Below are 25,101 nucleotides of genomic sequence, written 5' to 3' on the forward strand. Positions count from 1 at the left end.
ACGTTTCCTTTCTTTCTGTTAAATAAGCTCATGCTGCATCAGTTTGATTCTGCAGGGAGCGGGTCAATGGTTTGCCCATCCTGTTTAAACCATTGAAAGATGACCCTTCCCAGCAGCACACCATAGGTGATTTCCTGCACGACTTTCATAATTATGCCGCCAAGCTGCTGATCTACCATGGTGCTAAGTGGTGAGAACATTTCCGGCCCGGATAATGGAATGGCTATGCCGCTCAGCACATCCCCGGGCACACATAAAGCCAAAGCCTGCACCCATTCACCGCTCTGGGAATAGGTCGCAAACAGCGGCTCCCCGGCAAAGATAATCAGCACGCAAGCAGGTGTGATCAGAACACTGTTAGCAAAAATATACAGCATCTTCAACATAGGTTTCATGGTGTCGAACTCTTTCAGCGGCGTGACAATCGGCCACCACACAATAAATGCAGCGACGAGAATAACCAGTGAAATCGATGTATGAGCAAACTGGGAAGATTTTGCAAAGTCAAAAACCACTGGTATATGATAAATAGAAAACAGTCCATTAAACAATAAAAGCGAGATAACCGGTTTAGTTAAAAGCCTTATCACCGGAGCAATCCCCGGAGCATCGACAACTTTTTTCCAAATCCACGCGGGTATCCCTTTAATGATTAAAATCGGCACAATCAAATAATAGATTGCCATCTGAATCATATGAGCCGTCAGCATAATATGGGACAATAAATCGATCGGGGATCCTTTTACCATATACAACAGCACGATCGCACAATAAAAACTCATTTGCTGTAACGCTGTTGGTGGTGCATCGGTTTCGTTGAATTTTTTGCGATAAGGTCCCGTAATGAAAAAATATAAAATTGCAAGTCCAATCAAAAACAGTAAGTAATAAGGGCTCCACAGTGCCCTAAACCCGAAAATCTGCAGCTCCAACCACATCGTGTTTCCCTCCACTCTTAGGGAATGTCTTACCATTATAACCCATAATTCTTATTGTTACATCCCTGGATTATGACGATTTTCGCACATCAGACAGAGGAAAAAACATGCCGCTTCCTCTTTAGTATCCAGTGAGCTGTTATCCCTTTACCAACAAGCTAAAAAAAGACCGGGAAGCGATCTCCCGGTCTTATCAGCCATTTACCACCATGTAATGACAATCAGTGCGGCAAGGGTTAACATTGCTGCAAACACGCCGCCATAAATCATAACTGCGGGCATTTCATGGTCTTTGTCTTTCATATGCATGAAATAATAGAACTGAAATCCCACCTGCACCACGGCCAGTATCAGCAGAATTGGAACAAGAAACATACTGTCCATTTCACTGAAACCGACCAGGCCGAATGCAATCAAGGTAAAGCCAATCATTAATGCAAAAGAAATGACTTGCTTTTTCATTTCTTCTTTCTTTTTTTGTCTTTGGAATGAATTCATTTTCAATTTACTTGTATTAGGGTTATTTGCCATAAATTAACTCACCATCCCCATTAAGTATACAACGGTGAAAATAAATACCCAGACGACATCAATAAAGTGCCAGTATAAACTGAAGGAATAAAATTTCGGTGCGTTGTATAAATTCAATCCTCTTTTGGCGTTACGGGCCATCAGCACAATGATCCAGCTCAGCCCAAACGCGACGTGACCTCCGTGGAAGCCGACTAATGTATAGAAAGCTGATCCGAACGCAGAAGAGCGGAACGTAAATCCGTAATCTGTAATGTAGTGAGCAAACTCATAAATTTCAAAAGCGAGAAAGCCAACACCTAAAAGGGCGGTAACGCCAAGCCACAGCTGCATTTTCGCAAAGTCATTGTTTTTCATATGATACATAGCATACACACTGGTCAAGGAACTGGTTAATAACAAAATTGTCATAATGAAAACCAGTTCCAGTCCGAATAGATCCTGTGACGAGGGACCGTCTGCCGTGGAGTTGCGCAATGCTAAGTAAGTTCCAAACAAGGATGCGAAAAGAACCGTTTCTCCGCCAAGAAAAAACCATAGACCAAGAAATTTATTTTTTCCCTCATGGGTGGCCTTTTCCGGCTCCTGCGGCATCGTTTCAGGGTTTAAGGAATGATCATGACTCATATCATTCAGCCTCCCTTTCAAGTTCTTCTTTGGAAATATGATAACCATGGTCATCCTTCAGTGACCGCGTCAGCATGGCACCAAGCGCAATGGCCATTCCAACATAAATCGCGATCAGCCAAGCCTTGTGATCGGTTTGATAAATAAACCCGAAGCTGGCAATAAAGAAACCAATTGTCATAATTAAAGGTAAAATGGAACCATTTGGCATATGGATCTCATCCAATGGTTCAGCAGGTGTTATCTTGCCTTTGCCTTCCATTTTTTCAATCCATAATGGATCCAGCCCGCGCACCAGCGGAAGTTGTTTAAAGTTGTAGTGAACAGGCGGTGAAGCCGTTGCCCACTCCAGTGTACGTCCGTCCCAAGGGTCTGCAGACGCTTTTTCCCCTTTTACGGAAGAATAAATGATGTTAATCAAGAAAATCAGGCCGCCAATGCCCATCAAAAAGGCACCAATCGAGCTGACAAGGTTCCCGGTGTCAAGTCCCTGTCCTTCAAGGAACACCCAGTAACGGCGCGGCATCCCCATCAGACCGAGAAAATGCTGAACAAAGAAAGTCAAATGGAAACCGATGAAAAACAGCCAAAACGCAATTTTCCCCATTGCTTCATTAAGAATTCTTCCAAATATTTTTGGCCACCAGTAATGCAGAGCTGCCAGTATACCGAATACAACCCCGCCGACAATAACGTAGTGAAAGTGTGCCACAACAAAATAGGTGTCGTGGTACTGATAGTCGGCTACCGTAGAAGCCAGCATAACACCAGTCATTCCACCGATTGTAAAAGTAGGAACGAAAGCCAATGCCCAAAGCATTGCAGAATTAATCCGAATGCTCCCACCCCACATAGTTGCAAGCCAGTTAAAGATTTTAATCCCGGTAGGAATCGCAATTGCCATTGTTGCAATCGCAAAGATCGCATTGGCAACAGGGCCCAGTCCGACCGTAAACATATGGTGTGCCCAAACCATGAAGCCCAGGAATGCAATCAAGATCGTTGCAAACACCATTGCTGTATAACCAAACAGTCGCTTTTTAGAGAAGGTCGGAAGTATTTCACTAAACACACCAAACGCAGGCAATATTAAAATATATACCTCCGGATGGCCGAATATCCAGAATAAATGCTGCCAAATAATGGCATTTCCGCCTAATGCCACATCAAAGAATGCAGCACCCATCATCCGGTCAAACATCAAAAGAAACAGTCCGACGGTTAGCGCCGGGAAAGCAAACAAAATTAATATACTTGTAATAAATGTTGTCCACGTGAACAAAGGCATACGCATATAGGTCATGCCAGGTGCACGCATGGTTACAATTGTTACCAAAAAGTTAATTCCGCCGATTAATGTACCGGCACCTGAGAGTTGCAGACCCATAACGTAGAAGTCCACCCCATGCCCAGGTGACTGAACAGAAAGCGGGGCATATGATGTCCATCCGGCATCTGGCGCTCCCCCGAGAAACCAGCTGCAGTTCAGCAAAATTCCTCCAAGAAAAAACAGCCAAAATCCCAACGAATTTAAGAAGGGAAACGCTACATCACGTGCTCCGATTTGCAGCGGCATTATTACATTCATTAATCCTAATAACAACGGCATGGCGGCAAGAAAAATCATTGTCGTTCCATGCATGGTAATCATTTCATTGTAAAGTCCGGCGCTGATGAAATCATTCTCCGGGACTAAAAGCTGAATCCGTATAATCATTGCTTCGAGACCGCCGAGCAGGAAGAAAAATCCCCCGCCGATAAGGTACAGAATACCAATTTTTTTATGGTCGACGGTTGTCAGATAATCCCACAGCATGGCGCCGAAGCCTCTTTTTTGAGTAGCTGCTGAACTCAAAGTTTAAACCTCCCTTTTACATCTTCCATCCCAATTCATTAACCCGTAATCTCTTAATTGCCTGCGTCTTCCGGAGTAATCTCGGAAGGCTGCAGCTGCATGAGATATTCGGCGATGCTGCTTGCTTCCTCTTCTGTCAGCTCAGGATAATTTCCTGTCATCTTATTGCCTGGTTTCATTGCCTCCGGATTCAGCAGCCAGTCAACGATATTTTCTTTCGTCGGTTCCTCAACACCCGCAAGCGTGGTGCGATCCCCAAAGCTTGTTAAATTTGGCCCGGTTGCCACTGGAGATGATCCGATCGCATGACAGGCGACACAGCTGTTTTCTTGAAATAAGCTCTGACCTTCCTGTGCTACTGCTCCTTCTGGCTGTGCTTCCGGATCCACGTTTTGCATGTCAGAAACCCATTGATCAAACTCTTCCTGACTGACAGCAATGACTTTAAAATCCATCAGTGAGTGGGAAGGTCCGCAAAGCTCCGCACATTTTCCCCAGTAAACCCCTTCTTCTTCAGCCTCAATATACATGGTATTGGTGTTTTCCGGGTTTACATCCATTTTTCCGGAAATAGACGGTACCCAGAAGGAGTGGATGACGTCCGTTGAAGCCATGTTCAAATAGACAGGTTCTCCCACAGGGATATACATATCCTGACTTGTTTGAATCTCCTGGCCTTGGTAGTTAAAATGCCACCAGTACTGATTGCCGGTAACTTCAACATTCAGCCCTTCCTCGGCTCCAGAATTATCCGCCAGTTCAAATGTAGCGGTTACAGTTGGAACCGCAAGAATCAGAACCAAAATGATTGGAATGACGGTCCAGATCGTTTCCAGTGTCTTATTGCCCTCTACTTGTTTAGGTATGTAATCTTCCTGCCCTTTTTTCTGACGGAAGCGCACAAGAACAATGACATAAACCAGCATTACGACGATAAACACAAAAATCATGATGGCAAGGGAAAGAATAATCAGGTTTAGGGAAGTTTCGGCATTCGGACCCTTAGGTATGAATGCCGACAGATTCTCTTTCCCGCAGCCAGCTAATAGTAGTGCAATACCGCTCAGCATCAATAATGATTTGAATTTTCCAAGCCAAGCTTTCATGTAGTCTTACCTCTCTTTCTCTTATTAAATTCCTTATATAAAAATAAATTTCATTAAGGACACTAATTAATTAAATATCGGCAATGTCACGACGACCATCATCAAAAACAGGATGGTTAAATAATTCAAGGAATAAATGAAAATCATTTTTGCCCATTTTAAATCATCTTTCATGAAGAATCCACTAAGTCCAAAAGCCAGCCAGCCGATATTCAGCAGTGTAGCAATGGTAATAAAGGTTGTCCCCAGGGATGTGAGCAAAAACGGCAACGGCAAGAGGCAAGCGATATATACCACGATCTGCCGTTTGGTAAAAGCAAAGCCATGAACCACTGGGAGCATGGGGATTCCCGCTGCTTCATAATCGTTTTTCTTTTTCATCGCCAAGGCAAGAAAATGCGGCGTCTGCCAAATAAACATAATTAAAAACAGCATAGCAGGTACCATATGGAAACTCGGCTCAATGGCAGCCCAGCCAATTAACGGAGGCATGGCGCCGGAAAAACTTCCAATTATCGTATTAAGAGTATATTTCCTTTTTGACCACATCGTATACAAAACCACATAAACAAACCATCCGACAAACGCAAAAAATGCAGCTTGTGCCGTGGTAAACAGCAAGAGTATCAGACCGGCCAATGTTGCTCCCATGCCCAAACCGAAAGCTGTATTGAGGGAAATGTTTCCGGTTACGGTGGGACGGTTTTTCGTCCGCGCCATCACTGTATCAATATCCGAATCATACCAGTTATTCAGGATTGTCCCTCCGGCTATCACCAGCGCTGTTCCAGCCATCGTAAGTAAAAAAACAGTCCACTCGGTCAGTAAAGAGGAATTGGTCAATTGAAGTGCCAGCCAAAATCCTGTAAATGTGGTTATTAAATTAGAATTCACAATTCCTGTTTTCACCAGGGCTTTAAAATCTGCAGTAAATGTTGATTTATGGGTTTCCGCAATCGCTTCTTTGTCTATCATCTCTGAAGAAGGTGTTTCTACGTTATTCATTTGTTACCCCCCTTTCCAATCACAAAAAAACACAGTCATCCAAAGTATACAGCTATCTCAGCAATAAATATACTTGCCTGCATACCAGTTGACAGTTTATATTGTATCATGGAATTGATTTACATTCTATTTAATCACATGGAAAATTTTTTTTGCGCTGCTGGTCCCTTATGTGAAAGGGAATGTAGAAGAAATAATTCTATCCTATTTCTAGCAAACAAACTGGGAGAATGCAAGCGTTTTTTGGATTTTGCTTTTCACTCATTCCAGATACTATAACAATTCTGTGTCAATTGCCGATTTTCCCTTCTATATCATTGCTTTCTCGTTTAAAAAGATATTATGATAAAGTGAAACTTCATTTCAGTGGGGTTTGCTTTTCCCACTAAATGTTAGTTGAACCAATCGGGCTTTTACAGGCAGTTTAACCCCCACCTAAAATATACAGCCTACTTCTTTTTTGGGAGTGGGGGTTTTACTGCCTGTTAATCTGCGATAAATTGACGACTGAAATAGATGCAGAAATTTAGTTGATTTTGACTGAAAGAAGGATATATCATGCTAAAAACATTAAAAGTCCTCTCTGTTCTTTCCTCCCTTGGAATGGTATTCGTACTTATCGGCGGAGCGCTTGTGACGAAAACTGGATCACAAGATGGATGCGGGGACAGCTGGCCATTGTGTGAAGGTCAATTATTGCCAAGCAATATTACATTTGAATTAGTTGTCGAACTCAGTCACCGGCTCGTTTCCGGCAGTATGGGGATTCTCGTGCTGGTTCTTGCAATATTGGCCTGGAAACGTATCGGGCATGTGAGGGAAGCAAAGTTTCTGGCATTCCTTTCCGTGTTTTTCCTTGTACTGCAGGCACTGATCGGCGCAGCTGCCGTTATGTGGGAACAAACGGACTTTATGCTTGCTGCCCATTTTGGCATTTCTCTAATTTCCTTTGCTTCCATCTTTTTGCTCACTGTACTGATTTTTGAGGTGGATAAGAAATTTGATGCGGCATCATTGATGATTGAGAAAAAACACCGTGTGGAAATTTATCTTCTGAGCATTTATGCGATAATGGTGGTATATACGGGGGCTTTGGTTCGCCACACGGAATCGAATCTGGTATGTGGCGACTGGCCTTTTTGTACGAACAGTTCACCGCTTGCATTTTCCACCTACAGCCTGGAGCAGTGGATTCAAATGGGGCACCGCCTGGCAGCGGGAATTTTATTTATTTGGACAGTTGTGCTGTTTATTAAAATCATAAAAAATTACGCGCACAGCCGTGTGATGTACTGGGGATGGATCATTACCGTTAGTCTGATCACTCTGCAGGTTCTATCAGGGGCACTGATCATTTTCACTATGCTTAACTTAGGCATTGCCCTCATGCACGCATTGATTATTTCCTGCTATTTCGCCATGCTCAGCTATTTCATCTTGCTTTCTACCAGAAGTGCTTATTATGAAAAGAAGGGTAATTAGGACTTGGCTGTGACTCTCGTAGTAGTTGGAAACGGCGATGTAATTTTCCGTCCACACCGTTGCGGAAATACCTGCGACATGAGTGCTCGTTGATTTCCGCTGCGGGCGGTCGCTTTCCGCGGGCAACTCTTCAGCCTCCTCGGAAGAAAACCGCTTCCTGCGGGGTCTTCAGCCGTTGCTTTTCCCGCAGGAGTCGACCGCCCTCCGCTCCAATCAACCATCGAAAGTGGATAGTTGAACAAACAGTCAATATAAGTTAAAATGCACAACATTAGCGGAGGAAATACCCTGAGACTCCTGCGGGATGGTAAGCATAGGTGAGACACCACAGCGCGACAGCGCGAGGAGGCTCACCAGCGCCCACGGAAAGCGAAGGGTATTTCCGCAGCGGCGATGGTACTCATCCCTTCTGATTTACGTCGCAGTCTATAGATTGTGTGGCAATAAATCATGAATGTTTTATAACTGCAAAAACAGGCAGCGGATTCGATTCCGCTGCCTGTTTTCTTTCTCACTTATTCAAATTCAATCAACAAATCATCCACGGCAATCGTTTCGCCGCTTTTAACATAAATGTCCTTAATTACTCCCTGGAATGGCGCTTGTACGGTTGTCTCCATTTTCATCGCTTCGGTAATTAGCAGGTAATCTCCTTTGCCTACTTCATCCCCTACCGCACAATTGACTTCCAGCACTGTCCCCGGCATGGTTGCACCGATATGTTTATCATTGATTTTGTCAGCTTTTGGACGGATGTCCAGCTCAGACTGAATGCTCTCATCTTTTACGACAATTTCCCTTGCCTGTCCATTCAGTTCAAAGTAAACGACACGAGTGCCATCAGGCTGCGGTTCCGTGATGGAAACCAATTTAACGATCAAGGTTTTTCCTTGCTCGATTTCCACTTCTATTTTCTCCCCGAGATTCATTCCGTAGAAGAAGGTTGGCGTATCCAGAACAGACATATCACCGTAAGTTTCATAGAATTGGTGATAGTCTTTAAACACCTTTGGATAAAGCGCATAGGCGATAATATCGTGACTCGTTACCTGGCGGTCAAGCATTTTGAACAGTGAATCGCGCAGCTCCTTGAAATCAATCGGCTCGAGCAGTTCGCCTGGTCGAACGCCAATCGCTTCTCTATCCTTTAAAATAGCTTTTTGCAATTTTTCCGGAAAACCCTGATACGGCTGTCCGATATACCCTTGAGCAAATTCGATTACCGAATCGGGAAAATCAATCGATTCGCCGCGCTCATAAATATCCTCTTCCGTCAAGTTGTTCTGTACCATAAACAGCGTCATATCACCAATCACTTTGGAGGAAGGGGTTACTTTGACCACATCTCCAAACATATCATTGACACGGCGGAACATTACCTTGACTTCATTCCAGCGGTCGGCAAGCCCAACTGCTTTGGCTTGCTGTTTCAGGTTGCTGTACTGTCCGCCCGGCATTTCATGCATATAAATTTCCGTATGTGGTGCCTTCATGCCACTTTCAAAGTCCTGGTAATAATCGCGAATACCTTCCCAATAATGGGATAATTCTTCATATGCACTGACATCCACTCCAGGCTGGCGCTCGGTGCCTTCCAGTGCATGGTACAGCGTCTGTGCACTCGGCTGGGAGGTTAGCCCTGCCATTGGTCCTGCCGCTACATCGACAGCATCCACGCCGGCATCAATTGCTCTGGCGTACGTATACACCCCATTGCCGCTTGTGTCATGTGTGTGCAGGTGAATCGGTATCTCAACCGTGTCTTTCAATGTGGAAATCAGCTGATAGGCTGCTTCCGGTTTTAATAGTCCTGCCATATCTTTAATTCCAAGAATATGCGCTCCGGAATTTTCCAGCTGTTTCGCCAGATTCTGATAGTAGGAAAGATCATATTTTTCTCTTCCGGCATCAAGAATATTACCTGTATAACACATCGACGCCTCGGCAATCTTGTTATTTTCCCTTACTGAGTCAATGGCCAGCTGCATGCCTTCCAGCCAGTTCAGGCTATCGAAAATCCGGAAGACGTCAATCCCCGCCTCAGAACTTCTTTGCACAAATTCCTTGATTAAATTGTCTGGATAGTTTTTGTAGCCCACCGCATTGCTTGCCCGCAGCAGCATTTGCAGAAGTACATTAGGCATTTTTTCTCTTAATTTAATCAGCCGCTCCCACGGATCTTCTTTCAGGAAGCGGTATGCCACATCAAAAGTTGCGCCTCCCCACATTTCCACAGAAAACAACTCGGGCAAGAGCCGCGCCGTGGGTTCTGCTATCTGCTCGAGATCCCTTGTTCTGATTCTGGTCGCAAGCAGGGACTGATGGGCATCACGGAATGTAGTGTCTGTAAGCAGCACTTCTTTTTGCTCCTTCAGCCATTTCGCTACTCCTTCTGGGCCCTGTTCCTCTAGAATCTGCTTCGTACCGTGTGGCATTTGGTCAGCTGTGTTTATTTTCGGAACAATCAGGGATGGAAAAGCAGGTTTTGCCTTGTTGTCCATTCCCTCCATTCCGTTAATCGTCGTATGACCAATGTATGACAGCATTTTCGTTCCGCGGTCCTTCCGTTTCGGAAAAACAAACAGTTCCGGCGTCTGATCCACAAAATTAGTATTATACTTCCCGGATAGAAACTGGTCATGCTGGATTACATTTTCCAGAAACGGTATATTGGTTTTGATTCCGCGGATACGGAATTCCTTCAGGTTTCGCACCATTTTATGAGCTGCCTGCTCAAATGTCAGCGCCCATGTCGAAACTTTAACCAGCAGCGAATCGTAATGCGGGGAAATAACCGCTCCCTGGAACCCGTTACCGGCATCCAGACGCACGCCAAAGCCGCCACCTGTGCGGTAAGCCATAATCCGCCCCGCATCCGGCATGAAGCCATTCAGCGGATCCTCTGTAGTGACCCTTGACTGGATAGCGTAACCGCTTGTCACAATATTTTCCTGTTTCGGGATGCCGATCGACGGTTCGTGAATGTCCATGCCCTTCGCAATTTTAATTTGCGTCTGAACAATGTCCACACCCGTGATCATTTCCGTAATCGTATGCTCCACTTGCACACGCGGGTTTACCTCGATGAAATAAAACGTATCTCCGGTAACTAGAAACTCCACAGTCCCGGCGTTTTTATAATTTACGTTTTTCATCAGCTTCACTGCAGCGGCGCATATTTCATCCCTTAGCTCATCAGTTAGCGAAAGACTCGGCGCCACTTCCACCAATTTCTGGTGCCTGCGCTGCACAGAGCAATCCCGCTCATAGAGATGAACAATATTTCCTGCTTCATCTCCAATAACCTGCACTTCAATATGCTTCGGGTTTTCAATATATTTCTCCAGATACACTTCATCATTGCCAAAAGCGGCCTTCGCTTCTGATTTTGCCCTGTCATAGGCTTCGTTTGCCTCTTGTTCGCTGCGGATAATCCGCATTCCGCGACCACCGCCGCCTAGTGCCGCCTTAATGATCACTGGATACCCATGCTCCCTGCCAAATGCCTCTACGGCGCTTGCAGATGCAACATCTCCATCTGTACCGGGAATAACCGGCAGGCCGGCATCAATCGCCTGAGCCCTTGCTTTCACTTTATCCCCGAATATGTTCAAGTGCTCACTGGTCGGGCCAATGAAAATAATGCCCTCTTCTTCACAGCGTTTTGCGAATTGGATATTTTCTGACAAAAAACCGTAACCGGGATGAATCGCATCCACCCCGACGTCCTTCGCCAATTCAATGATTCCTTCGATGTCCAGATAGGCATCAATCGGTTTTTTTCCTTTGCCAATTAAATATGCTTCATCTGCTTTAAACCGATGGTAGGATTCAGTATCTTCCCCGGAATAAACTGCAACCGTGCGAATATTAAGCTCGGTGCATGCCCGGAATACGCGTATAGCAATTTCTCCCCGATTTGCAACTAGTACCTTATTGATCTGTTTTGTGTCACCCATGAATTTCCTCCTCTAGTGGCATAATGCTCCATTTCTGATTTGTTTTCTGAATCTCTTGGTTCCTGTTCTTCTCTTTTCGCTGTCATCGCTATATTATTTAAAATCCCCATCGATATCATCAATACGAGAAGGGAAGAACCGCCATAACTCACAAATGGCAGAGGCACACCGGTAATTGGCAAAATTCCACTGATTGCACCCAGGTTAATGAATGCCTGGATGCCAATCATAGAAGAAATCCCGATTGCCATCAGTGCACCAAAACTGTCTCTCGATTTCCTGGATATAAATATCCCCCTGAGCACAATGGTTGCCAAAAGCCCCAGGACAATCGCAACTCCCAGAAAACCAAGTTCTTCGGCGACTACCGCCATAATAAAATCGGTATGAGCTTCTGTCAGGTAGCCAAGTTTCTGCACACCTTGTCCCAATCCTTCACCAGTTAATCCGCCGCCGCCAATCGCAATATAGGACTGAATCAATTGGTATCCGTCCGAAGCCGGCGTTTCAAAAGGCTGATAGGCCCCTGTAAATCGGCTGAGCCGTTCATCTGTTACCATATAAGGCATGGCCAGAAGCATTAGCCCTGCCCCAAGTGCAATCAAAAGAAACAAATGCCTGAAGCGGATGCCGGAACTGAATATGACAGAACAGGCAATCAAAAAAATCACCGCAGCTGTTCCGATATCCGGCTGCATTACAATCAGTGCCAGAATAAATCCAGTTAAAACCAGCGGCGGAACCACTCCTGTCTGAAAGTGATCAATGTAATCCTGCTTCTTGGAATACACGGAAGCTAAATACATAATAAGCCCCAGTTTGGCAAGTTCTGCCGGCTGGATGCTAAAAGGGCCTATATCAATCCAGGATTGCGCGTTGTTAACCGAATTCCCGATAACCAGCACAACGGCAAGCATGACAACAACTGCAAGAACAATTATTTTCATCAGTTTTTGGTAATATCTATACGGAAAAATACAGCACGCCGTGAATAAAACCAGTCCGATGGCAAACCATATTGCTTGTCTAATTAAATAATGGTTGCTATCAAGCCCGTCCACCACCGCGGTCACCATGCTGGCACTGTAGATCATGACAAGACCAAATGCCGTTAACAAAATCGGTGCCATGATTAAAGTGTAATCATAATCTTTGATTTTCTTTATCATCTTTCTTCTCCCCAGATATGTAATAATACTCCTCAAAAGCCGCACTGCATGTTCAATTGATTTACCCATTCTTACTGGTAGTCACACCTTTTTAAGCTGCAGTTATTTACCGCTCAAAAGAAGGCAGGGCAACACTGGTTTGTAAACAAAAAAACCTTGCCATTCTACTATGGAGGCAAAGTTTTTGCTGTGTTTCCAATACGCCAAATACGTGAACTGTCAGCCGTTACACGGATTTCTGTGATGCTTCATGCAGTATATTAAGCTTCTTCTCCAGATTCTCGAGAAGTGCTTTACCTTCGTCTTCTGAGATTAAGTTCAAGCGTACAGCAAAATCTATCTCCCTGGAGAGTCCAAACATCTGCGTGTCCAGCACATCTTCATACACCGGACATTGCGGCATTGTTAAGTTTTCTATCTGAACCTCGATCAGACGCAATATTTTATCCGCGTCAGCCTTAAGAAGGGCATGGGCTTTTTCACGATGATTCAACGTCACCTCAGGCATCAAAATTAATCCCCTCCATTAGAAAACTTGCCTTGTCACCAAACTTTGTGGCAACCGGCCCTCGTTGCACTTATACATAAAAAGTATCTACTTTCATATCTGCCTAAAAAGACTTCTTACTTTATATTACCGTTCCATCGAAGAAAATGCAAATGAAATTACGATTTATCTGTGAAAAAATTACCGCTTTCCGAATGAAATACAGGCGGATTTCTGCTAAGCTAATATAAGATATATGTGGAAGGAGCAGAAAAAATGATCGTACCAATTACTGGCAATGTTGCCTATACCATTACACTGGATCCCACGGTTTGGATTTTTGACGACCGGAAAGTTATTTTGGAAGATGCATTCAGCGGAGGACAGAAAGACTCGGAAAAAAGCGATGAATTGGAAAGAGCCTCCGAACGATTTAACCGGGCAATTAATGGGCAAACCAAACCGCCGGTCAACCGAAGCATCTCCAAAATGGAAGGAAAGGAAATACTGAAACATTCCTATCTGATGCCAATCCGAGATTTTCTGGAGAATGCGGAAATCAATACGGATGCAAAAGATGCTTCACTGATCACAGCGAATGGAGAAGAACATCTTTCCCTGGAGCAATTGCTGGATTCTTATTTCCTTTTTTCTCTGGATGGAAAACCATTGAAAAAAGATGGGCCGGTTCATTTATACTATGGGGACGGGTCGAATCAGAAAGATCCGATTAAAAATGTCCAAAAAATAAGGATTAATTAAGTTGTGTCCGCTTAATCCAAGTATAAATTCATCCATTCCATCCAAAATAACAGCAAGGACTGTTATTTAGGAGGAATGCTTCATGAAGCTTCAGACGATCATGCTGGCTGTATTAATCTGCAGTTTATTCATCGCAGGCTGCCAGCAGGAAGAAGAACCAATGGCAAATGATCAGGAAAATAATCGATTCCTGCAAGTAAAAGATTCCGATCCCACCGAAAAAGAGAATTTGAATAATACCGAAATTGCTTCACGGCTGGCAAATATAGCCAGTGATATCCCCGGAGTAAACGATGCAGCTTCTGTCGTCGCCGGACCATATACCGTTGTAGGAATTGATGTGGATAAAGATTTGGACCGCTCCAGGGTAGGCAGCATTAAATATGCTGTCCTGGAAGCACTTTATCATGACCCTTATGGAAAAACAGCCGTCGTGGTAGCAGATGGCGACATAATGGAACGCATCCGCGGAATGGGAAATAAAATTAATCAGGGCTACCCTGTCCAGGGAGTCGTAGATGAGCTGGCGGCCATCGTCGGCAGGTATATGCCGGATGCTCCTGTACCGGAAAACCAGCCGCAGGAACCGGACCAAAACAAGGAAGTGCTGCCTGAAGAGGAAGAACAGCAGTTGGATGATGTTGAGGACAAGCAATCCAACCACCATAAAGATGATCAGTAATTGCATAGCAACGAACAAAGAGGAGGGTTCCCCGAGGTTACAGGGACCCTCCTCTTTGTTTAATTTTGCTGCTTTTCGCTCGTATTCTCTTCTTTGTGATCATTGTAATACTGAACGCCAAACTGAGAGCCTTCGGAAACCATTTTGGAATTTTCCAGCTGAGCCGGCTCGTTATTGGCAGCCTGATCCGGTACCCCGGCATCTTCAAATGTTGTATCCTTATTCTTCTGGCTATTCTTTAGTCTATCCGTCACCTGCTGAGCTCTTTCCTTCATTTTTTGGCGGTTGTCTTTGTCTTTAAGGAAATATCCTGCAGCAGCTGCACCTACAGCCCCTAATGCACCCACTGCTGAAAAAATACTGCTTTTTTTCATCCAAACACCCTTTCCTTACTTGTTGTTAACATAGTTTTCCCCGAATATTTTTATATGAAACATCGTGTGAGATCTTTCCCGTTTATTTGCTCTGTGTTATAGTGGTGGAAGAAAACCGGGAAACATGTCAGGTTTTGAAGTATACGTAGCAGAAAGAAAAGTATTGAGGTGAAAGCATGCAAGTCAAATGTGTGATTTGTGACCGCATCGAAGCCATTGAGGATCATTCACTTCAGGCAAAACGGCTGCGTAACCGGAGAATTCACATGTATCTCTGCCAGCCATGCCATGACCGAATCGAAGTGAAAACATACGAACGGCATGCCACAGGCAACTTCCGTTTATATAGAAAGAAAAAGAGAAAAGATGAATTGATTTAATAATAGGCTGCTTTTGTATATTCGCATATTGATGGAAACCACGACATAGCCTATCGTTGCAGTGCAGAAATACTTGCGACATGAGTCCTTGTTGATTTCCGCTGCGGGCGGTCGCTTTCCGCGGGCAACGCTTCAGCCTCCTCGGAAGAAAACCGCTTCCTGCGGGGGTCTTCAGCCGTTGCTTTTCCCGCAGGAGTCGACCGCCCTCCGCTCCAATCAACCATCTACAGAGTAGATAGGTGTTGTTTGCTTTTAAAAAGGCACATTACCCAGCGGAGGAAATACCTTGAGACTCCTGCGGGATGATAAGCATAGGTGAGACCCCGCAGCGCGTCAGCGCGAGGAGGCTCACCAGCGCCCGCGGAAAGCGAAAGGTATTTCCGGAGCGGCGATGAGCCCACCACTTTTAATTTACATGGCAGTATATAAATTTTGTAAAAAAAACAGCCTAATAAAAAACGCCATAACCGGCGTTTTTTTATTGCTTCTTGGCTTTGCGCTCCCTGTGCAAACGAAAACGGTAAATTCCAAGCACCAGACTCACGGCAATAAGACTTTCCGTGATCGGCAGATTAAAAATACTGAAGATCGTGATGATATATGTCCCAATTGCCAGCAATATATAGACAAAAACCGACTTAAGCAGCGGCAAATCTTTGGCAAAACCCAGCTTGTAGGCAATAGCCGCAAACACCAAATTAAGTATGTAAAAAACCAAGAATATGTTCTCTGTTCCGAAATTCTCCAGAATAAAATCAAATAACAGTGTGAAGTTTTCGCCCTGCATGAATATCCCCCATTATTTTCCAGCGTTCATTAACCAACCGCTGCAATTACGCAGTGAAGAACGCCTCTATGCTTCCATCACTGCCAAATAAAATCCTTTTACCATCATACTAAATCTTCACCCGTCATGCCAGTTAAAGATGAGAACTTCCAGTAAAGTTCGGGATTCTGTCAATATATCTTGCCATTTCCCTTTTGAAAACGTTCAGAATCTAAGATATACTGGATGCAGCCATACAACACGAGGTGTTTTATTATCATGAAGAATATCAATATCCCTATGCTGTTATTAGCATTTCTTGTCATTCTCTCATTTATAGCAGTAGGCCTGTCGATCGCTTTTCGCAATATCTGGTTCATATTATTTTTTCTCCTTCTCGGGTTTGCACTGATGGGGTACGGCATATCATTGAAACGCAAAAGAAAGTGACACACAAACGTGTCACTTTCTTCCTTTTTGCAAATATTCGCTTAACAGCTGCTGTTGGATACTGGTATTGCAAGTGATGATGGAGCCCTTTTCCAAAAGACTAACTGCTTCACCATTTATCGTGGTCGTGATGCCTCCCGTTTCCTGAACGATCACCATTCCTGCCGCCACATCCCAGGGGCTTAAATTCATAGATAAGTAGCCGTCCATAATCCCTTCTGCTGTATAGGCGAACTCCAATGCTGCAGAACCATATGTCCGGGTTCCACGAATTGTTTTCACCAATTGCTGCATCAGACGCTCATCCACCAGCCGATTCTCACACAGCCAAAAGTGATTCAAACCAAGGATCACTTCTGCAAAATTTTTGTTTTTATCCAGAGGAGGCAGTTTTTCGCCATTTTTAAAAGCTCCTTCACCACGTTTGGCTGTAAATATGATATCCGCCATCACGTCATAAATAATTCCAATCTCACCGATACCGTCCTGGTAAATACCAACAGAGATGGCAAAATTGCGCTTCTGGTGGACAAAATTCATTGTTCCGTCGATCGGATCAATAATCCAGACCGTTCCACCTAAATCCGTCAATTCATCTCCGTAGCCCTCTTCACTCACGATAGAATGAGATGGGTATGTTTCTTTTATATTGCTTGTAAAAAATAATTCGGTTTCCTGATCCATCGCTGTGACCAAGTCGTTTGCATCTGATTTCGTGTTGATCTCGAGAGGATCATTTATTTTTTGCCGTATGTTTTCTCCCGCATTCAGAACCCAGGCCTTTGCCTGCTGAAATAACTTGTCTCTCTGTTCTTTTTCCATATATACTCCTCCACCTGCTACTTTCGATTACAGTATATCGTATCAAATTGGCGGCACTTCCGTCATCAGAGACGACCTGAATACGTTAAATTGCTGGGGTTACAGATATGGACCTGTCGATTGGAACACCCGGCTCATCACCAACTCTGCATAATAAAAAGCTTGATACTTTTCACCTGCAAAAAACCTTCAATAGTGCCAGGTACTCACCCTATTGAAGGCGCTTTATGGCGGAAAACTACTCACTTTCAATCTTTAAGAGTTGCATCCTTAATTGCTCCAAACGTTCCTTTGCTTTAATTATTTCTACTGTATCCTCTGCTTGCATGGCATCAAAAAGCGTAACCAATTCGTAATCAATTTCCATACGGATCACCGGCAATTTCTCTTCAGCTTCTTTGCGTCTCAATGCCTCCATCACGTATTTCAACTCTTTCACACCCTCTCAGGAAAGCTTTTAATTATGTTTATGTGCTTTTTCGCAATTTTGTTCTGCATTTTTTGGAAACTCCACGATTTGGTTAATAATTTTCCCAAAAGCATATCTTTTTAAACCTGAAGGAAGACCTATTGCTTGACGAACATGGTATAATCTTTAATAATTGCTGTTGAGAAAATAAACGAAAATTGCTGGAAATGATAGAAGAAGGGACGGAAATTCATGGCATTTACAGGATTTGAAGAAAAAGATTTTGCCACCTTTTCCATCGATGGACTGGATGAACGAATGGAGGCAATCCAGACGCGCATTCAGCCAAAATTTCAAGAAATAGGATCCGAACTTGCAGATGATCTGTCAGCTAAACTGGGAAATGAAATGTATTTGCATATTGCCAAACACGCCAGACGCACAGTGAATCCCCCTGCTGACACCTGGCTGGCGATTGCCGCCAATAAACGCGGATACAAGAAACATCCGCATTTTCAACTGGGACTGTTTGATGATCATATGTTTATCTGGCTTGCGTTTATTTATGAGCTGGAAGGGAAAAAGGAAATTGCTGAAGCATTCGTTTCCGATTTTGACGAAATCAAACAGTTGCCTGATGATTACGTCATTTCTTTGGATCATACAAAAAGAGACAGCATTCCGCTCACTGACCTGAAAAAGAAAGATGTTGAACGGTTCCGGGATGTTAAAAAATGCGAATTTCTTATCGGCAGGCATTTATCACCGGATGATTCCAAAGTGACAAACGGGGATAAACTCGTGGAGACGGTAAAACAAACTTATGACGAACTGCTTCCTTTTTACCAGCAGGCAATGAAAGTAAAATAAGGAACAAAAGCGGAAGCGCCCGTTTAGCGACGTATGGGCTGCGCCTGGCCATGCCAGGTGGATCAGCGCTGCCGCGCAAAGCGGCGAATTTAGCTGATCATTCCTACGGAGGAGATAAAGGAAACACGCCCCTGCAAAAGGGGTGTGCCGACGTTGGCGCGGGAGGCCGGTTTTAGTCGGCCTTCCTTTTCTTTACGAACCGATGTTGATTTATCGTACGGAGGTGAAGGAAGTCCACTAGTCGCTGGGCGCTGGAGCTGGCCGTGGCAATCGCTGGCTCTGCTATCCACATTACGCATGATTTATAATTTTCTAAGCTACAAAAAAAGGCAATACCGACTGTGATCCGGTTATTGCCTTTTTTCTATTTCATGGCAACGGTTTGCTCCGCTGTCTCTTTCGCCTTTTTCACCAGACTGTAGCTGGAATAACCTGAGCCGGTTTCAAATTCCCTGAACAGTGTTTTCTCTTCACTTTTTGATGGGACAATTTCCTTGAACCGCCTATACATACGCAAGAGTTCATTGCGATTCACCCCTTACTCATAGCCTTGTTCCACCAGTCTGTAAAAGGCTACTGCATCGATCACTTCCTGCTTGCTCCACGTTTCGTCCAGCGGATAATGATAATCCATGGATTTGTATGCCTCCTTACATTGAACCCCACTTTTTCTTCACTGCCTCTGCTTCTTCCATCATTGTCTGAATAAGTTCCTGTACAGTCGGAATATCATGAATCCTTGCTGCACCCTGCCCGGCCCAGCCAAATCCGCTTGATCGATCGCCTTCATAAATATAGCTTTTGTTGGCTTCCCCGCTTATGTAGGCCTTGAGCGAATCATAGCCTTCCCCCTGCTTCTCTATTTCCAGGATCTGTTCCGTCCAGGAATTCTTCAATGCTCTGGCAGGAGCACCAAGGGATCGTTTAATCACGACCGTGGAGTTCTCATCAGCATCGAGAATGGCCTGTTTGTACACTTGATGGGCCGCTGCACATTCTTTGGTGGCAATAAACCTTGTGCCCATTTCAATTCCTTCTGCACCCAGCGATAAGGCTGCCATCATACTTCTGCCATCAACAATGCCGCCGGAAGCGATGACAGGAATGGAAACCTGATCTGCCACCTGAGGGGTTAGGACAAGAGTTCCGACATCACCGCGCCCTAAATGTCCGCCTCCTTCCTGTCCGACTACCATTACGGCATCTGCCCCAAGTTTCTCTGCTTTTATTGCTTGTCTTCTTGCTGCCACGAGTACTAGTTTTTTGATATTATGCCCTTTTGCCATGTCCAATACACCTTGAGGATTCCCCCCTGTTACGGAAATAACCGGCACCTTCTCTTCCACTGCTGCCTCCACCATGTGCTCAAAAGGCCTTCCGTGTTGGCCAATGGCAAAATTTACGCCGAATGGTTTAGCCGTCAGCTGTTTCACACGCTGAATTTCTTTTCGCAGCTCTTCTGGTGTTTCCAAACTCATCGCAGTAATTTGCCCAAGCCCGCCTGCATTGGAAACCGCTGCCGCTAAATCTGCATAGGCCAAATAAGCAAGGCCGCCCTGGATAATCGGATAATCAATCCCCAACAGCTCGGTTACCCTGGTTTTCCATGTCATTCTTTTTCCTCCCCTTTTGTTTTCGTCTCTAATTTCATCTTAACATTGATTCAATACCAATAAAAAGAGCTGCATCCCAGCAGCTCTTTGTGTAGCATATTTACCGTTATTGATTGCAGTCAGGACAGGTTCCATAAAGTGTAGTTACTTTCTCTTCATCAAATGTTTCAATAATACCTTGACATTCTTGACAAACGATCGTTCCCACATGACCCAACTCCTTTAAAAAATTAATTATGTTATCTTAATAGTATTATAGTATGTCACAATTTAGAAATCAACACTAAATTAGTATATTATTTTTTAAAAGAAAAAACAGCATCTCAGCATATAGCTGAAATACTGTTATTTTCCTAAGGCTGTTTTCCTAAAAAAATGTTGTTTTTATCACAAAATCTATAAACTGCGACGTAACTTGTCCCTATCGCTACGGAAATACCCCTCGCTTTCCGTAGCGGCAGGAGTTATGTCACATTCTACATCAACTACGGCATAAATAAGCTACAAAACTAAAAACCTTAAGGAGTTTGGATTAATTGCGGGTCAACCATTTCATAGCCTTTGTCCCTTAGCCCTTTAACAATGTCATCAAGAGCGGCTGCTGTCCATTCCCTGTCATGCATTAACAGGTTGGCCCCGTTACCCAGCAATTCTGTATTTACCATAATATCGGCAAGGGCTTCTTCATTCATGTACTCCTGGTTCCAGTCATAGCCGAATGACCAGTTCATCACCGTCATACCTGCATCTTCCGCTGCTTGAATCGCATAATCAGTATTAGCCCCATGTGGTGCACGGAAAAAGGACGGCTTTTCACCGATAATTTCTTCAATACGCTCATTCAAGCTAAGAATTTCTTCCCGCTGCTCTTCTTGAGAAATTTCCGGCAGTGTTGCATGAGTGTATGTATGGTTGCCAATAGCGAAGCCCATCTCATGAATTTTTTTCAATGCTTCCTCTTCTTCCAGTGTATCAAGGAAATGTCCATTTACAAAGAAGATAGCCGGTGCTCCCAGTTCCTTTAATGTTTCAGCCATTTCTACCCCGTATTCGTCCGGAGCGTCATCAATCGTCAACAGTACCACTTCTTCATTTGCATTATCCAAAGGCACAATCGACCAGGAATCGGAAACTTCATAAGCAGGCTCTGGATCTTCGGCAGCCTCCTCATTTTCAATTTCCGTTTCCTTCACCTCTGTTTCCGGTTCTTCTTTGTTTGACTCTTCCTCTGTCGCTTCATCTTCCCCATTGGTCTCATCTTCTGTCTCTTCCTGCTGATCTATTTCTTCTTCATTTTCTGTGCTTGAAGAAGCTGGTTCGCTTGCTGTCTCTTCTGTCTGATTGCAGGCAGCAAGAAAAAGCAGGAAAAATAAGGCACCAATCTGCAGTCCCCTCTTCATATATATCCTCCCCGTCGTAAATATGGTGACTAATCTATTATAATGCATGTTTCACGGAATGAACACCATTTTTCGACACAATAGACCGGGAGATTCGTGCCCTGACCTTTTTTATATGTATATTACGATGTAAACAATATGATTTCAATTTGCTAACAGTCCCATAACATGTCCCGTTTTTCGACATTTATCTGCTACAATATCCCTAACAAATGAATTGTTAAGAGTAAAATGATAACAGCGGAGGAAGTGATGAACTTGAGAATACTTACAGTGGTTTCCCTTGCCTTTATTTTGTCAACGCTGACAGGCTGTCAATCAAGCCAAACCATTAATGTCATCACCTTTCACCCGACTGATTATGAGGTGACGTTTATTCCCGATCAGTCGAACCGCGGTGAGGAATATATGTACAAGGATGCCTTCATTGATCTGAAAGCAAAATATCCGAAGGCCTTTGATGAAATGAAAACAGGAAAAAAAGCAGCAAGTGAACTGACCGAATCCATTCACTCAGGCGTCCCTGCATTAATTATCAGCAAAAATGGACAAACCATCACTGAATTGTCCGGTGAAATACCAAAACAAAAAATCGTGGAGCAATTAGAGATGACCATGAATTAGCAATATAATAAAAAATGAGAGTTGCCTGCTGTGGCAACTCTCATTTTTTATATCTCACGTTTTACATGGAATGGATTGGTTTTCCTAAAGCCACTTCAGCAGCTTCCATGGTGATTTCCCCTAAGGTTGGGTGCGGGTGAATGGTGAGCGCAATATCTTCCGCTGTCATTCCCGCCTCAATTGCCAAAACAAGCTCAGAAATCATGTCACTGGCATTTGGACCGGCGATTTGTGCACCAATAACCAGTCCATCATCCTTGCGTGTCACCAATTTCAGGAACCCGTCACTGTTATTCAGTGATAAGGCACGGCCATTTGCCGCAAATGGGAATTTCGCAGCTTTTGCGTCATAGCCTGCATCTTTAGCTTCCTGCTCTGTATATCCGACCGACGCCAATTCCGGATCGGTGAAAGCAACTGCAGGCATGCCAAGGTAGTCTACTTCGGATTTTTCCCCGCTGATTGCTTCTGCTGCAACTTTTCCTTCATACGATGCTTTATGAGCCAGCGGTGAGCCTGGAACGATATCGCCAATTGCATAGACATTTTCAACATTGGTGCGGCTTTGTTTATCTACTTGAATCAGACCTTTATCGTCGGTTTCAATGCCAGCTTGCTCCAGTCCCATGTCTTCTGTGTTTGGACGGCGCCCAACAGTAACAAGCACATAATCCGCTTCAACGGTTTCTTCTTTTCCGCCAGCTTCATAAGTGACAGTGACTCCATCTTTTGATTCTTCCACACCTTGAGCCATCGCTTCGGTTATAATGGTTGCATTGTTTTTCTTTAGACGCTTTTTCACAAGCTGTGTCATTTGTTTTTCAAAACCGCCAAGGATATCTTTCATGCCCTCAAGGATGACAATCTCTGTACCGAAATTCGCATAAGCTGCACTAAGCTCTGTACCGATATAGCCACCGCCGATTACAACCATTTTCTTTGGAATTTCTTTCAGGTTCAATGCTCCGGTAGAATCGAGCACACGGTCAGAGAACTTAAATGACGGGATCTCTATTGGTGAAGACCCTGTTGCGATAATGCAATTGTTGAATTTGTACGTGTTAGAGTTCTTCTCGTCCATCACTTTTACCGTTTTCTGATCGACAAAATATACTTCGCCTTTGACAATATCAACTTTATTCCCTTTTAAAAGGCTTTCCACGCCGGAAGTCAGTTTATTAACGACACTGCCTTTCCATTCCTGTACCTTGGAAAAGTCAACAGATACATTTTCCGTCGTAATGCCAAGATCTTCATTTCCGCGGGCTTCTTCCGCCGCATGACCGGCAGAAATCAGTGCCTTGGAAGGGATACAGCCAACATTCAGACAAACCCCGCCCAAGTCCCCTTTTTCAACAATGGTTACTTTTTGGCCCAGTTGGGCAGCCCGGATCGCTGCCACATATCCGCCGGGTCCAGCGCCGACAACTAATGTGTCTACTTCAGTTGGAAAATCTCCTACTACCATAATTTTACGCCTCCATCATAATTAATTGTGGATCGTTTAACAGTCGTTTGATTTGATTGAGTGCCAGCTGTGCTGTCGCTCCGTCAACGATACGGTGGTCGAAGCTAAAGGATACCGCAAGCACTGGTGCAACCACGATTTCACCGTCACGCACGACCGGTTTTTCGGCAATCCGGCCGATACCCAGAATAACAGCTTCCGGATAATTCAGGACAGGAGTAAACCACTGCCCTCCTGCTGAGCCGATGTTGGTAATGGTATTGGAAGCACCTTTCATCTCATCAGCAGACAGTTTACCACTTCTTGCTTTTTCTGCCAATTCATTCACTTCCTGTGAAATGGTAAACAGCGATTTGCGGTCCGCGTCTTTTACAACCGGAACAAGCAGTCCTTTATCCGTATCTGCTGCGATACCGATATTGTAATAATTTTTATAGACAATCTCATCCGTGTCGTCATCCACCATGGCATTGATAATTGGATATTTTTTGGAAGCAGAGATAAGCGCTTTTGCTACATATGGCAGGTATGTCAGCTTGATATCCTGCTCAGCCGCAACGCCTTTGAATTTCTTGCGGTGGGCAACAAGTTCAGTTACGTCCACTTCATCCATTAACGTGACATGCGGTGCTTTTGTTTTCGAATTAACCATCGCATTTGCAATAGTTTTACGGATGCCGGACATTTTCTCACGGGTCTCAGGATATGCTTCTCCTGCAGCTGCAGCAGTTTTTGGCGCTTCTTCTTTCTCTTCGCCCTTGTCTTCTGTTTCTGCTTCTGCTGGCTGATCGCCGCTCAGGAAGCTGTCCACGTCTTCTTTCAGCACACGGCCGTTTTTCCCGGATCCGGTTACCTGTTTGATGCTCACATCATTATCCCGCGCGTACTTTCTGACGGAAGGCATTGCAATGACACGCTTGTCGTCCGATTCATCATCGGCCGCTGCTTTTTTTTCTTCGGATTGCTTTTGCTTTTCTTCTTTGGAAGAGGAACTGTCTTCTGTTTTGTCTTCTTCCTGTTCCTGGGACTCTTCGCTTTCTTCCTCGCCATCATCTTCATAACCTTCTGCGTCAAAGCTGACAAGGGTATCGCCGACAACGGCAACCGAGCCTTCATCAACATGGATTTTTTCCACCGTGCCCTCTACAGGAGAAGGAATTTCCACAACGGATTTATCATTCTGCACTTCACACAACACGTCTTCGTCTGTAACCGTGTCTCCTTCTTTTACAAACCACTTGACTATTTCACCTTCATGGATACCTTCACCGATATCCGGAAGCTTAAAATTGTAAGCCATCAAAACTACCTCCTGTCGCCAA

25 protein-coding genes and 1 pseudogene are annotated in these 25,101 nt (G+C 44.3%); 7 read left to right on the top strand and 19 right to left on the bottom strand.

The annotated features are described in order from the left end of the window. Positions 1-38 precede the first annotated feature (38 nt). The 6 genes from ctaG to cyoE form a co-directional block, all read right to left on the bottom strand. Positions 39-938, bottom strand: a complete 900-nt coding sequence (gene ctaG / locus CEG13_RS06555) for a cytochrome c oxidase assembly factor CtaG (RefSeq protein WP_100011074.1) — start codon at positions 936-938, stop codon at positions 39-41. Positions 939-1,139: 201 nt separating this feature from the next. Further along, complete coding sequence (gene ctaF / locus CEG13_RS06560) at positions 1,140-1,469, bottom strand: cytochrome c oxidase subunit IVB (protein WP_100011075.1); 330 nt, start codon at positions 1,467-1,469, stop codon at positions 1,140-1,142. Between the two features lie 3 nt (positions 1,470-1,472). Beyond that, positions 1,473-2,096 carry a cytochrome (ubi)quinol oxidase subunit III gene (locus CEG13_RS06565; protein WP_100011076.1) on the bottom strand — a complete coding sequence of 208 codons (624 nt, stop codon included), beginning with the start codon at positions 2,094-2,096 and terminating at the stop codon, positions 1,473-1,475. A gap of 1 nt (position 2,097) precedes the next feature. After that, complete coding sequence (gene ctaD, locus CEG13_RS06570) at positions 2,098-3,951, bottom strand: cytochrome c oxidase subunit I (protein ID WP_100011077.1); 1,854 nt, start codon at positions 3,949-3,951, stop codon at positions 2,098-2,100. A gap of 53 nt (positions 3,952-4,004) precedes the next feature. After that, positions 4,005-5,057, bottom strand: a complete 1,053-nt coding sequence (gene coxB, locus CEG13_RS06575; protein ID WP_100011078.1) for a cytochrome c oxidase subunit II — start codon at positions 5,055-5,057, stop codon at positions 4,005-4,007. A 66-nt stretch (positions 5,058-5,123) separates the two neighbouring features. Beyond that, a complete protein-coding gene (gene cyoE / locus CEG13_RS06580; protein WP_100011079.1) occupies positions 5,124-6,062 on the bottom strand; it encodes a heme o synthase in 939 nt (312 codons plus the stop codon). Positions 6,063-6,620: 558 nt separating this feature from the next. On the opposite strand from cyoE, the gene CEG13_RS06585 reads away from it, so the two are divergent. Beyond that, positions 6,621-7,544, top strand: coding sequence for a COX15/CtaA family protein (locus CEG13_RS06585; protein WP_100011080.1), 924 nt, complete (start codon positions 6,621-6,623; stop codon positions 7,542-7,544). A gap of 515 nt (positions 7,545-8,059) precedes the next feature. Here CEG13_RS06585 and pyc read toward each other — a convergent pair. The 3 genes from pyc to CEG13_RS06600 form a co-directional block, all read right to left on the bottom strand. After that, a complete protein-coding gene (gene pyc, locus CEG13_RS06590; protein ID WP_100011081.1) occupies positions 8,060-11,503 on the bottom strand; it encodes a pyruvate carboxylase in 3,444 nt (1,147 codons plus the stop codon). Further along, positions 11,470-12,672: a putative lipid II flippase FtsW gene (ftsW, locus tag CEG13_RS06595; protein ID WP_100011082.1), complete on the bottom strand. Its 1,203-nt coding sequence runs from the start codon at positions 12,670-12,672 to the stop codon at positions 11,470-11,472. Before ftsW ends, pyc begins: the two co-directional genes overlap by 34 nt. A 226-nt stretch (positions 12,673-12,898) precedes the next feature. Continuing rightward, entirely contained in the window at positions 12,899-13,180 is a 282-nt protein-coding gene (locus CEG13_RS06600) for an Fpa/YlaN family protein (protein WP_100011083.1), read from the bottom strand. Positions 13,181-13,435: 255 nt separating this feature from the next. Here CEG13_RS06600 and CEG13_RS06605 point away from each other — a divergent pair, with 255 nt between their 5' ends. Next, positions 13,436-13,921, top strand: coding sequence for a hypothetical protein (locus CEG13_RS06605; protein ID WP_100011084.1), 486 nt, complete (start codon positions 13,436-13,438; stop codon positions 13,919-13,921). 82 nt (positions 13,922-14,003) lie between these two features. After that, the gene (locus CEG13_RS06610) at positions 14,004-14,603 is read left to right on the top strand and encodes a YhcN/YlaJ family sporulation lipoprotein (protein ID WP_100011085.1); all 600 of its coding nucleotides are present in this window, start codon (positions 14,004-14,006) and stop codon (positions 14,601-14,603) included. Between the two features lie 59 nt (positions 14,604-14,662). Here CEG13_RS06610 and CEG13_RS06615 read toward each other — a convergent pair whose 3' ends face one another. Beyond that, positions 14,663-14,977, bottom strand: coding sequence for a hypothetical protein (locus tag CEG13_RS06615; protein ID WP_100011086.1), 315 nt, complete (start codon positions 14,975-14,977; stop codon positions 14,663-14,665). A 176-nt stretch (positions 14,978-15,153) separates the two neighbouring features. On the opposite strand from CEG13_RS06615, the gene CEG13_RS06620 reads away from it, so the two are divergent. After that, the gene (locus CEG13_RS06620) at positions 15,154-15,357 is read left to right on the top strand and encodes a YlaI family protein (RefSeq protein WP_100011087.1); all 204 of its coding nucleotides are present in this window, start codon (positions 15,154-15,156) and stop codon (positions 15,355-15,357) included. Between the two features lie 478 nt (positions 15,358-15,835). Here CEG13_RS06620 and CEG13_RS06625 read toward each other — a convergent pair whose 3' ends face one another. Next, a complete protein-coding gene (locus CEG13_RS06625; RefSeq protein ID WP_100011088.1) occupies positions 15,836-16,144 on the bottom strand; it encodes a YlaH-like family protein in 309 nt (102 codons plus the stop codon). A gap of 258 nt (positions 16,145-16,402) precedes the next feature. Between CEG13_RS06625 and CEG13_RS18710 the strand changes: the two genes are divergently transcribed. Beyond that, on the top strand, positions 16,403-16,573 hold the full coding sequence (locus CEG13_RS18710; protein WP_158234654.1) for a DUF5325 family protein: 171 nt from the start codon (positions 16,403-16,405) through the stop codon (positions 16,571-16,573). 12 nt (positions 16,574-16,585) lie between these two features. Here the strand turns inward: CEG13_RS18710 and CEG13_RS06630 are convergent, their stop codons facing one another. Both CEG13_RS06630 and CEG13_RS06635 read right to left on the bottom strand, forming a co-directional pair. Further along, entirely contained in the window at positions 16,586-17,395 is an 810-nt protein-coding gene (locus CEG13_RS06630) for an inositol monophosphatase family protein (RefSeq protein ID WP_100011089.1), read from the bottom strand. 238 nt (positions 17,396-17,633) lie between these two features. Then, a complete protein-coding gene (locus CEG13_RS06635) occupies positions 17,634-17,825 on the bottom strand; it encodes a hypothetical protein (RefSeq protein ID WP_100011090.1) in 192 nt (63 codons plus the stop codon). 231 nt (positions 17,826-18,056) lie between these two features. Here CEG13_RS06635 and CEG13_RS06640 point away from each other — a divergent pair, with 231 nt between their 5' ends. Then, positions 18,057-18,674 carry a YktB family protein gene (locus CEG13_RS06640; protein ID WP_100011091.1) on the top strand — a complete coding sequence of 206 codons (618 nt, stop codon included), beginning with the start codon at positions 18,057-18,059 and terminating at the stop codon, positions 18,672-18,674. A 364-nt stretch (positions 18,675-19,038) separates the two neighbouring features. On the opposite strand, the pseudogene CEG13_RS06645 reads toward CEG13_RS06640, so the two are convergent. The 4 genes and pseudogenes from CEG13_RS06645 to CEG13_RS06660 form a co-directional block, all read right to left on the bottom strand. Further along, a pseudogene (locus CEG13_RS06645) lies at positions 19,039-19,308 on the bottom strand (UPF0223 family protein). Positions 19,309-19,324: 16 nt separating this feature from the next. Then, positions 19,325-20,287, bottom strand: coding sequence for an NAD(P)H-dependent flavin oxidoreductase (locus tag CEG13_RS06650; protein WP_100011092.1), 963 nt, complete (start codon positions 20,285-20,287; stop codon positions 19,325-19,327). Positions 20,288-20,393: 106 nt separating this feature from the next. Beyond that, entirely contained in the window at positions 20,394-20,495 is a 102-nt protein-coding gene (locus tag CEG13_RS06655; protein WP_100011093.1) for a GapA-binding peptide SR1P, read from the bottom strand. A 310-nt stretch (positions 20,496-20,805) separates the two neighbouring features. Further along, positions 20,806-21,687: a polysaccharide deacetylase family protein gene (locus CEG13_RS06660; RefSeq protein ID WP_100011094.1), complete on the bottom strand. Its 882-nt coding sequence runs from the start codon at positions 21,685-21,687 to the stop codon at positions 20,806-20,808. A gap of 258 nt (positions 21,688-21,945) precedes the next feature. Between CEG13_RS06660 and CEG13_RS06665 the strand changes: the two genes are divergently transcribed. Beyond that, positions 21,946-22,311, top strand: a complete 366-nt coding sequence (locus tag CEG13_RS06665; RefSeq protein ID WP_143469653.1) for a thioredoxin domain-containing protein — start codon at positions 21,946-21,948, stop codon at positions 22,309-22,311. A gap of 61 nt (positions 22,312-22,372) precedes the next feature. On the opposite strand, the gene lpdA is transcribed toward CEG13_RS06665, so the two are convergent. Both lpdA and CEG13_RS06675 read right to left on the bottom strand, forming a co-directional pair. Further along, entirely contained in the window at positions 22,373-23,779 is a 1,407-nt protein-coding gene (lpdA, locus tag CEG13_RS06670; RefSeq protein ID WP_100011096.1) for a dihydrolipoyl dehydrogenase, read from the bottom strand. Positions 23,780-23,783: 4 nt separating this feature from the next. Further along, the gene (locus CEG13_RS06675; protein WP_100011097.1) at positions 23,784-25,079 is read right to left on the bottom strand and encodes a dihydrolipoamide acetyltransferase family protein; all 1,296 of its coding nucleotides are present in this window, start codon (positions 25,077-25,079) and stop codon (positions 23,784-23,786) included. Positions 25,080-25,101 lie beyond the last annotated feature (22 nt).

It is taken from the genome of Lentibacillus sediminis, assembly GCF_002763455.1.
GTDB lineage: Bacteria > Bacillota > Bacilli > Bacillales > Amphibacillaceae > Lentibacillus_D > Lentibacillus_D sediminis_A.

Coding starts and splice junctions, on each gene's coding strand:
- CEG13_RS06620 (WP_100011087.1), top strand. CDS start 15,154: ATGCAAGTCAAATGTGTGATTTGTGACCGCATCGAAGCCATTGAGGAT.
- CEG13_RS18710 (WP_158234654.1), top strand. CDS start 16,403: ATGAAGAATATCAATATCCCTATGCTGTTATTAGCATTTCTTGTCATT.
- CEG13_RS06650 (WP_100011092.1), bottom strand. CDS start 20,287: ATGACATGGAAAACCAGGGTAACCGAGCTGTTGGGGATTGATTATCCG.
- pyc (WP_100011081.1), bottom strand. CDS start 11,503: ATGGGTGACACAAAACAGATCAATAAGGTACTAGTTGCAAATCGGGGA.
- CEG13_RS06630 (WP_100011089.1), bottom strand. CDS start 17,395: ATGGAAAAAGAACAGAGAGACAAGTTATTTCAGCAGGCAAAGGCCTGG.
- CEG13_RS06610 (WP_100011085.1), top strand. CDS start 14,004: ATGAAGCTTCAGACGATCATGCTGGCTGTATTAATCTGCAGTTTATTC.
- CEG13_RS06660 (WP_100011094.1), bottom strand. CDS start 21,687: ATGAAGAGGGGACTGCAGATTGGTGCCTTATTTTTCCTGCTTTTTCTT.
- CEG13_RS06585 (WP_100011080.1), top strand. CDS start 6,621: ATGCTAAAAACATTAAAAGTCCTCTCTGTTCTTTCCTCCCTTGGAATG.
- ftsW (WP_100011082.1), bottom strand. CDS start 12,672: ATGATAAAGAAAATCAAAGATTATGATTACACTTTAATCATGGCACCG.
- CEG13_RS06600 (WP_100011083.1), bottom strand. CDS start 13,180: ATGCCTGAGGTGACGTTGAATCATCGTGAAAAAGCCCATGCCCTTCTT.
- CEG13_RS06640 (WP_100011091.1), top strand. CDS start 18,057: ATGGCATTTACAGGATTTGAAGAAAAAGATTTTGCCACCTTTTCCATC.
- CEG13_RS06565 (WP_100011076.1), bottom strand. CDS start 2,096: ATGAGTCATGATCATTCCTTAAACCCTGAAACGATGCCGCAGGAGCCG.
- cyoE (WP_100011079.1), bottom strand. CDS start 6,062: ATGAATAACGTAGAAACACCTTCTTCAGAGATGATAGACAAAGAAGCG.
- coxB (WP_100011078.1), bottom strand. CDS start 5,057: ATGAAAGCTTGGCTTGGAAAATTCAAATCATTATTGATGCTGAGCGGT.
- CEG13_RS06625 (WP_100011088.1), bottom strand. CDS start 16,144: ATGCAGGGCGAAAACTTCACACTGTTATTTGATTTTATTCTGGAGAAT.
- lpdA (WP_100011096.1), bottom strand. CDS start 23,779: ATGGTAGTAGGAGATTTTCCAACTGAAGTAGACACATTAGTTGTCGGC.
- CEG13_RS06605 (WP_100011084.1), top strand. CDS start 13,436: ATGATCGTACCAATTACTGGCAATGTTGCCTATACCATTACACTGGAT.
- CEG13_RS06675 (WP_100011097.1), bottom strand. CDS start 25,079: ATGGCTTACAATTTTAAGCTTCCGGATATCGGTGAAGGTATCCATGAA.
- CEG13_RS06615 (WP_100011086.1), bottom strand. CDS start 14,977: ATGAAAAAAAGCAGTATTTTTTCAGCAGTGGGTGCATTAGGGGCTGTA.
- ctaG (WP_100011074.1), bottom strand. CDS start 938: ATGTGGTTGGAGCTGCAGATTTTCGGGTTTAGGGCACTGTGGAGCCCT.
- ctaF (WP_100011075.1), bottom strand. CDS start 1,469: ATGGCAAATAACCCTAATACAAGTAAATTGAAAATGAATTCATTCCAA.